Below are 17,401 nucleotides of genomic sequence, written 5' to 3'. Positions count from 1 at the left end.
CAATAATTAGTCATTTTGAAAAAAAATGTTGAATTGGGTTTTTTGCTCGATGAAATACAAAGATTTTGATATTCAGTGCATTTCGTCGAAAAAAAATTACTTGTCATCGATTTTTTGCGTTTTTGATTTATTATTGCACACTGAGTCTTGAATTTACATTTTTAACTTACTTATGAAGCGTAACCCCACCTCTACGTTTATGTTATCTTTTATTGTTTCAATTTTATTGCTTTTCGGTTCTTGTCAGAAAGATTCCGATTTGTTCGCTGAAGCAATTTTGGATGAACCGGATACCATTGTAGATGATACAAATGGTGCAAATGATGATGAAAATGCTGAAGTTGTAGTGTCTACCGAAAACTTCAATGCAGTTGATGATGCCTATATCCAAGACGGTAAAGGCTATGATGAAAGTATTGTACGTGTTGAGGCCAATGTGCGTACTACCTACTTGAAATTCGATTTATCCTCCATAGAAGGCACCATAACTAGTGCACATCTCGAATTTACTACAGATTCCGATCAAGGCTATGGCCAACTGGAAGCTTACGAAGGCTTGGGAACGGATTGGACGGAAGAAGACCTGACACTTGACAATGCCCCGGAGATGGGCGCACTTTTAGGTGAAATGGATAGTGAGTACACTGCAGGTGCCGTACAGACTATGCCATTGGACAGCGACTTACTGACCACTTCAATGACCTCGATTGTCTTGAATATTAAATCAGGAAACGATATTTCAATCGCATCTAAGGAGAGTGCGAACAATCCTGGTCCTAAACTCGTTGTTGAGTTCACTGGCAAAGCTAATGGTACTACGCAAGGGGATACAACAACTGATGACACCAATATAGTATATGATAATGTTCTTACACTCAATACATTAAAGGCCTTTCCGTCTGCTTTTGGTGCTGCGGCAGAGATAACGGGAGGTCGAGGTGGAACCATTTATGAAGTGACCAATTTGAACGATGGTGGTCCTGGTTCTTTTAAGGAAGCTTTTCAAGCATCTGGAAAAAGAATAATAATCATCAAAGTGGAAGGTTTAGCTAATAAATCTGGATTAGGTAGCACTTCTGGTGATGTTACCATATGGGGGCAATTTGCTCCAGGACAGGGAATTACGTTGAACGGAGGTGGATGGACCATGACCGGGGGAGGGAACGTGATTATACGACATATAACAGCGCAAAATGGTTATACAGATTGTACGGTTAATCAGAATTGTTTTGATGCAATCAACTTTTATGGTCCAGAGGCAGGAACAGGAATTTATACCGACCATTGTTCCTTACGTTATGGAGCTGACCAAACTTGGGGAATAAATTTGTACAATGAGAATATTAAGACTACACTTTCGTATAATCTTCTTGCTGAGGCAATTCCTGAACACAGTACGGCTGTAATATTTACAAACAAACTTAATCCAGGTGAAAATTCAGGAAACCATTCTTTTGCCAGAAATATGACATATAATATATCTCACAGGTTTCCAAATATGGAGGGGTTTATTGGCGCTTATGAAGTTTATAACAACTATTATGTGAACTGGAGTGCTAGGATGAGTAGAGGTAAAGGTGCAATAACGGTTGATTGGCATGATAATTATGCTGCAGCAGGCAACAGGTCAAAAAGCTCAGTACCTGTCAATAAATGGACTCCTAGTGATAGGGAATGGAATGGTAATCAGCCAAGCATTTATTCAGCGAACAACTTTATTGAAAACATCGATGAAAATCCTGATGTTAATCAAGAACATTTATGGACATGGTTCACGGATAGTTCTGATGTCCTTTCTGGTGTAGCAGACGTGATAATACAAGATGAGCAATTACCTGCTACTTTGTTTTCTTCTTTTAAACAATCAAATTTTGAACAACCTACAGACGGTTTTTGGAGTTGGGATGAAATCCCACAAAAAATGAATGCCAGTGTAGGGCATAATAGAGGAATTAATGCCGATGGTAGTCCTGGATTTTTTAGGGACGACCTTGATGCTGATTACCTTACACGTTCTTTAAATGGTACCACGCCGTCACGCTATCGCGAGCCTTCAGAATGGACTAATTCCACATTTACAAATACGGAAATGTATGTGGATTCCGATGGTGACCATATGCCAGATTGGTTCGAAGCACGTCATGCACATTTAGACCCTAATGACCCTAGTGATATGCTAAAAACAAATACCAATTGGAATTTTGATAACTATAGTGTTGTCAACAATGCAGGCTATACCAATTTGGAGATTTGTGCTGAGTATTATGCAGGTGGATTTGAGATTATGTTGGATGGTACAAACGACATGAGTTTTTAACCTTAATGAGTTAGGTGTATATTATTAAACAAAAAAAGTATCCTTTGGGATACTTTTTTTGTTTAAGGTGCCATTTTTTCAAGAAGTTTATTTATTTCTCACCTGTTGAATCTGCTAGAATTTTATTTTAGAAGTATTTTTAATATTTGAAAGCAAGTACATTTAAGCAAAAGCTGACGTACTAATTGATTTCATAGTATTTCCCATACCAACCCACAAACGATTGAATTCCTTCCTTTACGGGAGTATTTGGACGGTAGTTGTAATCAGCTATTAAATCATCCACGTTGGCCCAGGTTCTGGTGACATCCCCAGGTTGCATTGGCATCATATTCTTTTCGGCGATTGTTCCCAAACTCTGTTCTATGGCCTCAATAAAGTCCATTAACTTTACTGAGCTATTGTTGCCAATATTGTAGAGTTTATACAATTCCTTTCTGTCATCCACGGGTTTTTCCATGATGCGCTCAACACCCTCAACGATATCATCGATATAAGTAAAGTCACGCTCCATTTCACCATTATTGAACACATTAATAGGTTTACCATCAGTAATCGCTTTGGTGAACAAATATATGGCCATGTCAGGTCTTCCCCATGGTCCATAAACCGTGAAAAAGCGTAATCCGGTGGTAGGTATCCGGTATAAATGACTATAGGTATGAGCCATCAGCTCATTACTTTTCTTACTTGCAGCATATAGACTAATGGGGTGATCTACATTATCTTGTACTGAAAAAGGAATCTTTTCATTTAACCCATATACGCTACTACTACTGGCATATACTAAATGTTTGATTTTGTTATGGCGACAACACTCCAAAATGTTCAAAAAACCAACAATGTTACTATCAACATACGAATTAGGATTTTCCAAACTATAACGAACACCGGCCTGTGCAGCCAAATTGCAAACTACCTCAAAGTTCTGTTCCTTAAACAGTTGGGGGAGGGATTCCCTATCTTCAAGGTTCATCTTAATAAAGGTCATCTGCTCTCCATGTATACTACTGGAACATAATACCTTTTCCTTTGATGCTTCGATAGGGTCAATTCCTAATTCTTTTAGACGATCATATTTTAGTTTAACTTTATAATAATCGTTGATATTATCTAGGCCAACAACGGTATGTCCGTTTTTTAATAAAGATTCACAAAGATGGTAGCCAATGAAACCAGCTGCTCCGGTTACTAGTATCTTCATGATTGTCCAATTTTGTAATATTTGAATCCTATGGAATCCATTTTGTCCTTATCCAATATTCTTCTTCCATCGAACACAAAGGCAGGTTTTAGCATATTTTCAAAAATGGCTTTCCAATCATACGCTCTAAACTCATCCCATTCTGTCATAATGGCGATGGCATGGGCATCTTTATTGGCATCCATAGGATCTTTAACCACCTTGATCAATTTTCGGTTTTCCTCTGGACTTCTGGTTCCCAAATAATCCAAATCAGAATATATGGTTTCCTCCGATACTTTTGGATCATATATAACAATTTGTGCTTGTTCATCCAATAGGGCATCAGCTACATAAATAGCCGCTGATTCACGTGTGTCGTTCGTATCTTTTTTGAAGGCCCAGCCGTAGAAACAAATCTTTTTACCAGAAACTGTGTTATATAGGGTTGAGATTATGTTGTCTGCAAATCTCCTCTTTTGATAATCATTCATAATAATTACTTGCTCCCAATAATCCGCAACTTCGGTAAGTCCGTAACTTTTGGCAATGTATACCAAGTTTAATATATCCTTCTGAAAACAAGAACCACCAAAACCAACTGAGGAATTCAAAAATTTAGATCCAATTCTACTATCATGACCTATTGCTTTAGAAACTTCGGCAACATTGGCGTCTGTTTTTTCACATAATGCAGATACGGCATTGATGGAAGAAACACGTTGAGCCAAAAATGCATTGGCCACTAATTTTGACAATTCTGATGACCAAACGTTGGTTTGCAAAATTCTTTCTTTGGGCAACCAATGTTCATATATCCAACTAAGAGTATCCTTTGCTTTTTGACCTGATTCGGTTTCATCTCCCCCAATCAATATCCTATCCGCATTCATCAAGTCATCAACAGCTGTACCTTCAGCTAAAAATTCGGGATTTGAAAGAATTTCAAAGTTGACACCGTTACCAGTATTATCTAGTATACTTTTTATGGCACCAGCCGTTCTTACAGGAAGTGTGGATTTTTCAACTACAATTTTATCTGTTTTAGCAACTTTGGCAATATTTCGTGCACAAAGCTCAATATACTTAAGGTCTGCAGCTTGACCTTTTCCTTTACCATATGTTTTTGTAGGTGTGTTTACCGAAATAAATATCATTTCAGCTTCTTCAATCGCCTTATCTACTTCAGTTGAGAAGAATAAGTTCTTTCCTCTTGTTTCACCAACTATTTCTTTAAGACCAGGTTCGTAAATCGGCAATAAATCCAAATTTTCGTGGTTCCAAAGATCAATTCTTTTCTGATTGATATCTACAACTTCAACTTGTATTTCTGGGCAATTCTTTGCTATTACTGCCATAGTAGGTCCACCAACATAACCGGCGCCAATACAGCAAATTTTATTGATTTTTCTCATTAGTGATTTAGGTTTCTTTCCTACAAAGGTTATAATAACTTTAAAAAATGTGCATTATTATAATTGAAAAAAGATATATGACCCACTTTTTCGTTTATCGGCAGTATTTAAATAAAGGATACTGTATTGATTTCCTTTAATCGATAATATCAATCCTTGAACGAATTATAACCTGACCTGTCAAGCATATAGCTAAATTTGATTACTAAATAACCTTAAATCGAACCTCAACTTGATCACAAAAACTAAAATATGGCTGTCTTCTCCCCACATGGGTGGTACAGAGCAACAGTATATCCAAGAAGCTTTTGATACAAACTGGGTGGCTCCATTGGGGCCTAATGTTGATGCATTTGAGGATTCCATTTCTAATTACTATCAAAATAATCTTACTGCAGCTGTATTAAGTTCTGGTACTGCTGCAATTCATTTGGCACTTAAAATCTTAGGTGTTGGCACAGGAGATGATGTTCTTTGTCAGAGTTTCACATTTTCAGCGTCTGCAAACCCAATTACTTATTTGGGGGCAAATCCTGTTTTTGTTGATAGTGAGAAGGAGACGTGGAATATGTCTCCCGAACTATTGGAGCACGCCATTTTGGATATGATGACAAAAGGTAAAAAGCCCAAAGCTATTGTTTCGGTACATTTGTATGGTATGCCGTATAAAACTATAGATGTGGCAGAAATTTCCAAAAAATATGGAATACCTGTAGTTGAAGATAGTGCAGAGGCCTTGGGTAGCTCGGTTAATGGAGTAAAATGTGGTGAATTTGGAGATATCGCTATACTTTCCTTCAATGGAAACAAAATAATTACTACCTCTGGTGGTGGCGCTCTTTTAACAAAGGATAACGAGATTAAGAAAAAGGCCATTTTTTTAGCCACTCAAGCAAGAGACAATACCCCACATTATGAACATTCGTCCATAGGTCATAATTATCGAATGAGTAATATTTTAGCAGGTATCGGTAGAGGGCAAATGGAAGTTTTAAATGATAGGGTTGAGGCTAGAAGAGCAAATTATAGCTTTTATAAGGAGCATTTGGGCAATATTGAAGGAATTTCATTTTTAGAAGAGCCGGAAGGCTATTATTGCAATCGTTGGCTTACCTGTATACTGACGCCTTCGTATGATATAAGAGAAAAAATTCGACTAGCACTACAAGCTGAGGATATCGAAAGTAGACCTTTATGGAAGCCTATGCACGAACAGCCTATATTTAAAAATTGTACAAGTTATACCGATGGAACCAGTTCTGATTTGTTTGATAGAGGACTTTGCTTGCCAAGCGGTTCTAACTTAAATAAAGGAGATTTACTTAGAATTACCTCCCTAATCTTAAAAACACTAACTGATGTTTAAAAAATACTTTTTAAAACACTCAAATAGGTACGCATCAAAATGGTTGGTTTTAGCCATTGACACCATGGTTGTTGCATTTGCTTTTGTGTTGTCTTACATTATCAGATTCAATCTATCATTCAATTTTGATGTTTCAAAACTGATGATTCAATTGCCATTTGTTATGGTGGTTGCGGCCATAGCTTTAATAATTACAGGATCGCACAAAGGGTTTATCCGACATACGGGCGTACAAGACATTTACAATATTTTTAATGCTGTTTGTATTATGAGTATTGTGGTGATTTTCGTTGTTATGATGAATCGTTACTATGATTATTTAGATGGTTTTACCATACCATTGTCAATCATAATTATTCACAGTCTTTTAAGTTTGGTCGGCCTTACTACAGCTAGATATATCTTCAAGGCATTGTACCATAATATGGTTACTAAGTTTAAGGTGTATAAAAACATTTTCATCTACGGTGCAGGGGAGTCTGGTATTTTAACCTATAATGTGCTCACTAATCATAGTGGTACAAATTCCAAGGTCCTAGGGTTTTTGGATGACGACAAGAAAAAAACGGGAAAACGAATCAACGGACTTCCGGTATTTTCAAGAAAAGATTTAACAGAGTACCACATTGACAAATACAATATTTCTGAAATTATTGTTGCAATACACAAGATTGACAATAACAAATTAAGGAGTCTTGTGGAAGGCTTGGTAGATTTACCTGTTCAGGTAAAGATTGTACCACCTGTCAATGATTGGATCAATGGACAATTCAAAGCATCCCAAATTAGAACGGTACAAATAGAGGACTTGCTCAATAGGGTTCCAATTAGTATTAGAAAATCAAAGGTTTGTGACGAATTGAAGGGGAAGAATATCATGGTAACCGGAGGAGCCGGATCAATTGGTAGTGAAATAGTAAGGCAAATAGCAAATTACGATTATAATTCTTTAATAATCATTGATCAAGCAGAATCTGCGCTTTACGACCTTCAGCAGGAATTAAAGCAATCTGGGCACCATAATTTTGTACCTATTGTTGCAGACATTAGGGATAAAAATAGAATGAACCATTTTTTTGGTGAACATAAACCAGACATTCTGTTTCATGCTGCGGCTTATAAGCATGTGCCTTTAATGGAATACAATTCCTATGAAGCAGTTAAAATTAATGTTGGAGGAACTAAGGTTATCGCAGATCTAGCCATAAGCCACAATGTAGAAAAGTTTGTCTTTGTTTCTACGGATAAAGCAGTGAACCCTACAAATGTTATGGGGGCTACAAAACGTATTGCCGAAATTTATATTAGCTGCATGCAGCAAGAACATAAAACTAAATTTATAACCACTAGGTTTGGTAACGTTTTAGGTTCTAACGGTTCGGTTATTCCATTATTTAAAAAGCAAATTGAAAAAGGAGGACCGCTTACGCTAACCCACAAGGATATTACGCGTTACTTTATGACCATTCCAGAGGCATCCCAGTTGGTTTTGGAAGCTGGAGCAATGGGTAAAGGAGGAGAGATTTTCATTTTTGATATGGGGGAGTCGGTTAAAATATTTGACTTGGCCAAAAACATGATAAAACTATCCGGACTAAAATATCCGGAAGATATTGATATTACAATTACAGGATTAAGGCCAGGTGAAAAACTTTATGAAGAATTATTGGCTAATGGTGAAAATACGTTGCCAACCTATCATAAAAAAATAATGATAAGTAAAAGTCGGGAACTCAATTACCAATTTTCAAGGTCTAAAATAGATGAGTTGGTTGTATCCAATATGTTTTTCAATACCAATACGGTTCAGTTGATGAAGGAAATTGTGCCTGAGTTCATCTCAAACAACTCGGATCTTTGTAGATTTGATAAATCCAATAAAGCTTCGACTGTCAACTTGGAAAATAAAAAAGTTAAACAAATACAATCAACCTAAACCAAATAGTTTTTATGGGTAATTTAAATATAGTTAGACCTTGTATATTAGGATTGGTAACAATTCTTTTACTAGGAAGTTCTTGTGCTTCACCAAAAGATGTGGTTTATTTTCAAAATTCAAACAATTTTGAAACTTTAGTGGATGAAAACACTTTCTCACCTAAATTTAAGGTAGATGATTTGGTAGGAATTCACATTTCTACCCTAAATCCAGAAGCCAGTGTACCGTTCAACCTTTTCCGTGGTGCACAAGAGAATGGTATGCGACCAGAACAGGTGGATTATTTGGTGGATAAGGATGGTGAAATAGACTTTCCTGTAATTGGTAAAATTAAAATCGCGGGTCTATCTCCAGAGGAAGTAAGGGTACTTTTGCGTGAAGAGTTGAGCGATTATTTAAAGGACCCCATTATTAACATCAGATTAAAAAACTTTACAACTACTGTACTAGGTGCTGTTAATCGTCCTGGCACATACTATGTACAAGGAGAGCGTATTACTATTTTAGAGGCAATAGGACTCGCTGGTGATCTATCTATAAAAGGTAGACGCGATAATGTAATGGTCATTCGCGATTTTGATGGCACCAAGGTGTATACAAAAGTTGATTTAACCGATAAGGAGGTTTTAAGTTCCCCAGTATATTATTTAACCCAAAATGATGTGGTTTATGTTGAACCTAACAAGTCTGGGATCACAGCTTCAAGCTTGGACAATAGGGCGGGGCTATATGTTTCAATTGCTTCAATTCTCATCACATCCACACTGATTCTTATTAGGAACTAGACAAATAATTTAACTTTACGAATTTAATAATGAGTCAAAGAAACAGTAATGACTTTAGTTTAAGCGATGAAATAAGAAAGTATACAAAACACTGGAAGTGGTTTGTTTTGTCAGTAATTATTGGGGTTGGTTTTGCTTATTTATTTGTTCGCTATTCTACACCCAAATATGTTGCTAAGGGAAAAATTAAAATTGTTGAAGAAAAGTCCGCAGCTCCTGGAGCCAATTTATTACAGGATATAGGTGTTTTTTCCGACATGGAGAACAATGTTGAGGATGAGATTGAAATAATTACATCTCGTTCGAACTTGATTGAAGTAACCAAGAAATTGGGCCTCAATACCAAAGTATTTTCTCTAGGCAGTATTCGGAATACTGAATTGTATAATAATTCCCCAATAACCTTAAATATTATTGCTCCTGATTCTACAATTTTTAAAGCGAACTTCACCTTTTATTTGGAACTTAACACTTCTACCTTAAATTTTAGTTTTTCTATAAAAGAAGATGATGTTCCAAAAAGTTATGATTTTGGGAAGAATATAACAACTCCAATTGGTGAAATTGTAATTACACCCAACACGGATTATATAGACAATTATTTAGGAAAAAGACTTAAGGTACAGGTTTTACCCCTTTCTAAAATAGCTACCACCTACCAAAATGCAATTATTGTCTCAAAGCCAAATAATTTTTCAAATATTCTTGATCTTAATTTAGAGGATCCTGTTAAAGAAAAAGCTAGGGATATTATTAACGAATTGGTTAGAATATATAACAAGAATGCTATTGAGGATAAGCAACAGATTGCGGATAGGACTTCAAGTTTTATTGACGGACGCATAGCAGATATTTCATCGAGTCTGTCCTCTGTAGACCAAACGGCCGAAGATTTTAAAACAGGTAGGGGTGTAACTGATATCGCATCTGAAGCTAACTTAAACCTTAATGTAGGTGTGGCTAATCGACAAGATTTGGCCAATGCGGAAACTCAATTGAATATAACCTCTTCCATGCGGGATATGGTGGATCAACAAGAGGGTTTTGAGGTGCTTCCCGCTAATTTAGGATTGTCTGACCCCACAATTGCCAACACCACACAGCAATATAACCAGTTGGTTCAAGAAAGAAATAGATTATTGGAAAGTTCCAACGAGAAAAACCCTGTTATTGTAAATCTAGACCAGCAATTAAATGGCCTTAAAAAGACAATGCAGGCTAGTTTGAACAGTACAGTAAACAATTTGGAACTGCAGGTAAATACTTTAAGTGGTCAACAAGCCATTATCAATTCAAAAATTTACTCAGCTCCAAAGAATGAAAGAGCTTTGCGGGATATTACAAGACGTCAACAAACTACCGAGTCTTTATATCTCTATTTGTTGCAAAAAAGAGAGGAAGCCCAGATAACAGTGGCTTCAACTGCACCTAAGTCCCAAGTAATTGATAGTGCATATTTTGAAGAGCTTCCCGTATCTCCTAGGAAGAAAATAATCTATTTGGCATTTGGTATTTTGGGGCTATTTATACCATTTATTATCCTTTATGGCAAAGATTTACTAGATAATAAAGTGCATAATATGCACACTTTAGAAAATCTGGTTAAAAACATACCAATTTTGGGTGAATTACCTCGATTAACTAAAAAAGAAGGTAAGATAATTACAAAAGACGATCGTTCTGTATTGGCAGAGGCGTTACGAATAATAAGGGCGAATATGGATTATTTGCTGAAAATTAAAACAGGAACTAACAATATTGTTTATGTTACCTCAAGTGTGCCTGGAGAAGGAAAAACTTTCTTGTCCGTTAACTTATCTATGATTTTGGCAAGTACCAAAAAGAAGGTTTTATTGATTGGAGGAGATGTAAGAAACCCAAAATTCAAGAGTTTCTTTACTGGTCCTAACAGTGAAATGAAGTCAATCGAAAAATCCCAAACAACATTTGGTTTAACTGATTTTCTACACGATGAAAGTCTAACAATAAAAGATATTGTGAATAATCTACAAATTCATGATAATAGATTGGATGTGATATATTCAGGAAAGATACCGCCAAACCCTTCTGAACTTTTGATGAGTGACAGGTTAAAGGAGCTTCTTGATAAGATGTCTGGCCTATATGATTATGTTATTGTAGATACAGCTCCAATGATGATGGTTTCGGACACCATGTTGATTAGTGAGTATGCCAACTTGTTAATTTATGTGACGCGAGCCGATGTTACTGAATTAAAAGCAGTTAATTTTCCTTTGAAATTAAAGGAAGAAGGAAAAATAAAAAGCCTGTCCTTTGTGGTAAACGATGTTAAACAATCAAATTTAGGTTATGGAGGAAAATATGGCTACGGATATGGCAAAGTGGCTAAGAAATGGTGGAAATTTTAAAGTAGTAAACTTTAGAAAAATATTAAACACATAATTTATCAACTCATTTAATCGAGGAAAAACGTAGGTCGAACCTACGTTTTTTTTTGCTCTTACTTGTAGAATGAGGGGGATTGCTTTTTATCGATAAAGAACCCTAATTGAACGAATAATAGTTGCTTTACAATAGTACCTCCTGTTCATTAAAGTATCTTTAATCCTTATGTAACTAAGATTCAGTTTATAAAAAATTGCAGATACTATTCTGATTATTATGAAAAAAAATTACCCCAATCTGTTAATTTCATTAATGCTTGTAATGGCATGTTTGTTTTCCACGAAAACAATTGCACAAAACTTTGCACAAAGTCAACTCAACCTGAACGGATTGAGCAATATTTCAGCTGATGCTGGAGTCACCTCCTTAATGTACGGTCCTGATGATCGATTGTATGTGGCGCAATACCCAGGTACAATCGAAATACTATCAATCGAACGTAACGGTTTGAATGATTATGTGGTTACCAGTGTCGAGACCTTGACCGGTGTTAAGGACATAGTTAACCATGATGATGATGGTAGTCCTTGTAGTGGTATAGGTGGAGTGTGTTCAAGTCGTGAAACTACAGGGCTTACTGTAGCCGGTACAGCATCCAACCCTATTATATATGTTACTTCAAGTGATTTCCGTATAGGTGCTGGAGCACAGGGTAATGGAGATGTTGACCTAGATACTAATTCTGGAGTGATCACTCGTTTTTCATGGACCGGAACAGAATGGGAGGTTGTGGATTTAGTGAGAGGGCTTCCACGATCAGAGGAAAACCACGCTACTAATGGTTTGGAAGTTACTACTATTAATGGAAAAGAGTATTTGGTTGTCGCTTCAGGTGGTATTACCAATGCAGGAAGTCCATCTGCTAATTTTGTATACACCAATGAATATGCACTTTCAGGTGCAATTCTATCTGTAGACCTGGATGCTATAAATGCACTTCCGGTTCAAACAGATAGTAATGGTCGCGATTATATATATGATCTACCTACTTTGGATGATCCTACGAGACCAAATGTCAATGGTATTACAGATCCTGATACACCAGGATATGATGGTATTGATGTAAACGACCCTTGGGGGGGGAATGACGGACTTAATCAGGCTATGGTAGTGCCAGATGGCCCTGTCCAAGTTTTATCTCCAGGTTATAGAAATGCATATGATCTAGTGGTGACGGAAAGTGGTGCCTTATATGTTACAGATAATGGGGCAAACCTAGGTTGGGGAGGTTTTCCAGTTAATGAAGGAACTGCTTCAGTCAACAACGACTATGATCCAAACGAACCTGGTAGTCAATCAGTAGATGAAGATGGCGAGAAAATAGGAAATCATGACCATTTGGAAATGGTAACTACGGACTTGCAATCCTATACCTTTGGAAGTTATTACGCTGGACACCCAAACCCGACTAGAGCAAACCCCACTGGGGCAGGTCTATTTACAGCACCAGCGCAAATTGGTACAGATGGGGCAGTGTTTCGTACTCAAGTATATGACCCTGATCTTTCTACTCCAGGATCTACCGACGACCCTAGTATAGCTTTGCCGGCGAACTGGCCACCTGTGCCAATTGCAAATGCAAATATTGTGGAAGGAGATTGGAGGGGACCAGACTCTTCCTCTAACCCGGATGGTCCAGATGATACACCCGTTTTGGTATGGCAAAACAATACCAACGGTATTGATGAATATACTGCAAGTAATTTTGGCGGAGCCATGCAAGGTGATTTGATTGCAGGTAGTAATAAAGATGCCATACGTAGGGTACAATTGCTAGGAGATGGAACCGTGGACACGTATACCCAAAGTTTTTTCTCTGGTATAGGTGGTAATTCTCTGGGCATAACATGTAACAGTGATACAGATGTTTTCCCAGGAACAATATGGGCAGGTACGCTTAATGGCTTAATCGTTGTTTTTGAACCACAGGATTTTGTACAATGTGACAATCCTGAGGCAGAACCATTGGCCGATTATGACAATGATGGCTATACGAATCAAGATGAATTGGACAATGGAACGGACCCTTGTAATGGAGGTTCACAACCCAGTGATTTTGATAAGTCTGCTGGGGCACCATTGATTTCAGACTTTAATGATGATGATGATGATAACGATGGGATTTTGGATAAGGATGACCCATTCCAACTAGGGGATCCAACAGTGGGGGGCAGTGATGCCTTTACCATTCCCATTAGAAATGACCTTTTTAACGATCAACAAGGTCTAGGAGGTATATATGGACTGGGTATGACTGGCTTGATGAATAATGGAGACACCGGAGCTAACTGGTTAAATTGGTTGGACGTAGTAGGTGAAGGACCAAATCAAAATGATGTTTTAGGTGGGGCTCCTGGAATCATGACATCCCATATGACCGATGGGACTGCTCTAGGTAGTTCAAACAATCAGGATAAAGGGTATCAATATGGAGTTCAGGTCGACAATACCACAGGGCCGTTTACGGTAATAGGTGGAATGAATGGCTTTACTGGTCCTTTGCGTTTATATGAGAATACGGATGGAGTAACTGGAGGTGAACTCGGGTTTTTTATCGGTGATGGAACCCAAAGCAACTATATTAAGTTTGTGGTGACCACGGATGGATTCACCGCACTTCAAGAGGTTGATGATGTGCCTGACACTCCAATATCGGTGACTATTCCTATTATTGATAGACCAGATGCGGCCGAAGGTAAAATTCTGTTCTATTTTAGAGTAGATCCTGTTGCAGAAACTGTTGATTTAGAATATCAAATTGATGATAATCCAAAAATTTTACTTGGACAGATTACAGCACTTGGAAATGTTTTACAAGCTATTCAGAGCAGTGGTACTGATCTAGCTGTTGGATTTATTGGAACCTCAAATACTCCAGGTAAGGAATTGGAGGGGTCGTGGGATATTCTTAGTGTTTTGGGGCAAGAACCTATTGTAATAGAAGAAATTCCTAATATAGATCGGATTATCGGCTCAGCAGATGAAGATATCAATCTCAACAATTACTATAATGATGATGACGGTACTGCTAACTTAATATATACCGTTTCAAACAATTCGGACCCAAACGTAGGAACTGCCATCAATAGTAACATTTTAACCTTATCATATCCTTCTGTTGCAACAACTTCAGATCTTACTATTAGGGCTACAGATGGGGAAGGCAATTTTGTTGAAGATACTTTTACCATTAATGTGCTTGAAGGAAATATTGTTTTATATCGTGTAAATTCAGGTGGCGCACAAATTGCAGCTATTGACGGTGATATTGACTGGGAGGAGGATACAACGGGCAATAACTCGCAGTATCTTTCATCAGCTGCAAGTAATGACTCATATCCAGGAAGTATTACCACTACTGATGGTTCGGTTGATAATGGTGCCACTCCAATAGGAATTTTTGCACGTGACCGTTATGACGATACTCCAGGAGCACCAAACTTAAAGTATTCATTCCCTGTACCGGAATCAGGAAATTATGAAGTTCGACTATATATGGGTGATGGGTTTTCTGGGACTGCTGAGGCTGGTTCTCGAATTTTTGATGTGACCTTGGAAGGACTTGCGTATCCACTATTGACTGATATTGATTTGTCTGGGACATATGGTTCAAATATCGGAACAATGATTACCCATACTATAGCGGTAAATGATGGTACATTGGATATCGAATTTTTACATGGAGAAATACAAAATCCCTTGGTAAACGGCATTGAGATATTGGATGCTACAGATGCAGATACTCCAATTTATGTATACTCTATTGCAGATAGACTTAGTTATACAGATGAAGTATTGGATGGTAGTTTTACTGTCCAAGCTGTTGGAGGAGATGGTAATTTCCAATATTCAGCTATTGGGCTTCCCCCAGGAGTCACTTTAGAACCAACCAATGGACAGATTGGTGGAACCATTGACACAAATGCTTTTACAAATAGTCCATACAATGTAACTATTACTGTTGATGACAGTGATGGCTTCACCAACGACGAAGTTGAAATAAGCTTCACATGGGGGGTGGTAGAACCTTATTTGTATCGTATTAATGCTGGAGGAGACCAGATAGCTGCTTCGGGCTCAGGTGTTACTTGGGAAGATGATTTGGGTAATGGAGGACACACTGGAAATAGTTATAGTGTAAATACAGGCTTAACACAAGATTATAACCTTATTCTGTCTGATAATAGAGATAGCTCTATTCCGGCATATATGAATGATGCCATCTTTGAAAGTATTTTCAATGATGAACGATATGATGAATCTACCGCTCCTGAAATGGAATATACATTACCTGTGGAAAACGGGGATTACGTAGTCAATCTTTATTTAGGAAACAGTTGGGATGGTTCTAGTGGTATTGGAGAACGTGTTTTTGATATTTTACTGGAAGGAGTAGTTGTGGAAAATGATTTGGACTTAGTGGAAAGATTTGGTCACCAGATTGGAGGTATGGTTTCGTATCCGGTAACTGTTTCAGATAGTGAATTGAATATTTCTTTTGGTCATGAAGTTCAAAATCCATTGGTGAACGCTATAGAGGTGTATTTGGTAGATTCGGCCAATCCAACCTTTGCATTGACCAATATTGCAGATCAAACGAATTCAATTCTTGATAATGTCGACTTTACGGCTTCAACTACAGGAGGGGACGATACACAAAATGTGACCTATTATATTTCTGGCCAACCAGATGGTTTGTCAATAGATTCCTCTACAGGTCAAATATTTGGAACAATAGGTGTTACGGCAGCAACGGGAGGTCCTAATTCAGATGGGAACCATTCCGTTATGGTTACTGCCGTCAAGCCATTATCTGCTCCTTCTAATCTAACATTTAAATGGACTGTGGAAGCTGAATTTTATTGGACAGATAAGGACGAGGATGAAAATTATACCGCCCGTCATGAAAACTCCTTTGTGCAGGCCGGAGACAAATTTTATTTAATGGGTGGACGAGAAAATGCACCGACCGTTGATATTTATGATTATAATGCTGACTCTTGGACTTCTGTTGTAAATAGTACATCGGTTGATCCAACCGATTCTGAAGGAGATCGTTATGAATTCAACCATTTTCAGGCAACAGAATACAAGGGCTTGATCTGGGTCATCGGTGCGTTCAAGAACAATGACTATCCCAACGAAGTACCGGCGGAGTACATATGGATGTTCGACCCTGCCACCCAAGAGTGGATAAAAGGTCCACAGATACCTGAGGGTAGAAGACGGGGTTCCGCTGGCCTGGCCTTGTACAACGACAAGTTTTATGTAGCTGGAGGGAACAACGATGGTCACGATGGAGGCTATGTGGCCCAATTTGATGAGTACGATCCAGCAACGGGAACATGGACCCCATTGACCGATATGCCACGAGCACGAGACCATTTTTCCACAGTAATTATAGGAGATAAACTGTATGCTGCGGGAGGTAGGCTTACTGGAGGTACTGGAGGTGCATTTAAACCCCTGGTATCCGAAGTGGATGTCTATGATTTTACTTCTGGCACCTGGAGTACTCTGCCAAGCGATCAAAACATCCCGACACCACGTGCAGGTGCAGCAGCGGTAAATTTCAACGACAAATTGATTGTGATAGGTGGAGAAGTCCAAAATGAACTGGTCTATGGGGTCAGTACGGATGATGCACTGTCCATAACCGAAGAATACGATCCAGTTACCCAAACATGGGACCGATTGCCCGACATGAATTATGAGAGACAGGGCATCCAGGCGATAGTTTCCGGTCCAGGGGTGCATGTATTGGGAGGCTCGCCCAATAGAGGAGGCGGGAACCAGAAAAACTTGGAATACCTGGGCGAGGATGCCCCTGTTGGGACACCTATTGTAGGCAGTGCATTATCGGCACCCACAACTGTTGTGTTCAACGATGGGGAGACCTTGGAGATAGATCTAGATGTCATAGATGGCAACACAGGGCTTTTCATCAGTTCAATGGAGGTCACCGGCGC

The 17,401-nt window shown here is 38.1% G+C and carries 8 protein-coding genes; 6 read left to right on the top strand and 2 right to left on the bottom strand.

Going from position 1 to position 17,401, the window contains the following annotated elements:
- Nucleotides 1–172: 172 nt before the first annotated feature.
- Nucleotides 173–2,317, top strand: a complete 2,145-nt coding sequence (locus BLQ18_RS15265; protein WP_090500101.1) for a CBM96 family carbohydrate-binding protein — start codon at nt 173–175, stop codon at nt 2,315–2,317.
- 181 nt (nt 2,318–2,498) lie between these two features.
- Here BLQ18_RS15265 and BLQ18_RS15260 read toward each other — a convergent pair whose 3' ends face one another.
- Together BLQ18_RS15260 and BLQ18_RS15255 are read right to left on the bottom strand one after the other, a co-directional pair.
- On the bottom strand, nt 2,499–3,521 hold the full coding sequence (locus BLQ18_RS15260) for an NAD-dependent epimerase (RefSeq protein WP_090298634.1): 1,023 nt from the start codon (nt 3,519–3,521) through the stop codon (nt 2,499–2,501).
- On the bottom strand, nt 3,518–4,915 hold the full coding sequence (locus BLQ18_RS15255) for a nucleotide sugar dehydrogenase (RefSeq protein ID WP_090298631.1): 1,398 nt from the start codon (nt 4,913–4,915) through the stop codon (nt 3,518–3,520). Before BLQ18_RS15255 ends, BLQ18_RS15260 begins: the two co-directional genes overlap by 4 nt.
- Nucleotides 4,916–5,186: 271 nt before the next feature.
- On the opposite strand from BLQ18_RS15255, the gene BLQ18_RS15250 reads away from it, so the two are divergent.
- The 5 genes from BLQ18_RS15250 to BLQ18_RS15230 form a co-directional block, all read left to right on the top strand.
- Nucleotides 5,187–6,281, top strand: a complete 1,095-nt coding sequence (locus BLQ18_RS15250) for a DegT/DnrJ/EryC1/StrS family aminotransferase (RefSeq protein ID WP_090298628.1) — start codon at nt 5,187–5,189, stop codon at nt 6,279–6,281.
- On the top strand, nt 6,274–8,217 hold the full coding sequence (locus BLQ18_RS15245; protein ID WP_090298625.1) for a nucleoside-diphosphate sugar epimerase/dehydratase: 1,944 nt from the start codon (nt 6,274–6,276) through the stop codon (nt 8,215–8,217). The genes BLQ18_RS15250 and BLQ18_RS15245 overlap by 8 nt, the downstream gene beginning before the upstream one ends.
- Nucleotides 8,218–8,231: 14 nt before the next feature.
- Nucleotides 8,232–9,005: a polysaccharide biosynthesis/export family protein gene (locus BLQ18_RS15240; RefSeq protein ID WP_090298622.1), complete on the top strand. Its 774-nt coding sequence runs from the start codon at nt 8,232–8,234 to the stop codon at nt 9,003–9,005.
- Between the two features lie 29 nt (nt 9,006–9,034).
- The gene (locus BLQ18_RS15235) at nt 9,035–11,395 is read left to right on the top strand and encodes a GumC family protein (RefSeq protein WP_090298618.1); all 2,361 of its coding nucleotides are present in this window, start codon (nt 9,035–9,037) and stop codon (nt 11,393–11,395) included.
- A 253-nt stretch (nt 11,396–11,648) separates the two neighbouring features.
- On the top strand, nt 11,649–17,401 hold a 5,753-nt coding region (locus BLQ18_RS15230), incomplete at its 3' end, for a malectin domain-containing carbohydrate-binding protein (RefSeq protein WP_175443787.1).

This window comes from Flagellimonas zhangzhouensis (assembly GCF_900102925.1).
Lineage (GTDB): Bacteria > Bacteroidota > Bacteroidia > Flavobacteriales > Flavobacteriaceae > Flagellimonas > Flagellimonas zhangzhouensis.
This window is presented reverse-complemented; position numbering and strand designations above follow the sequence as displayed.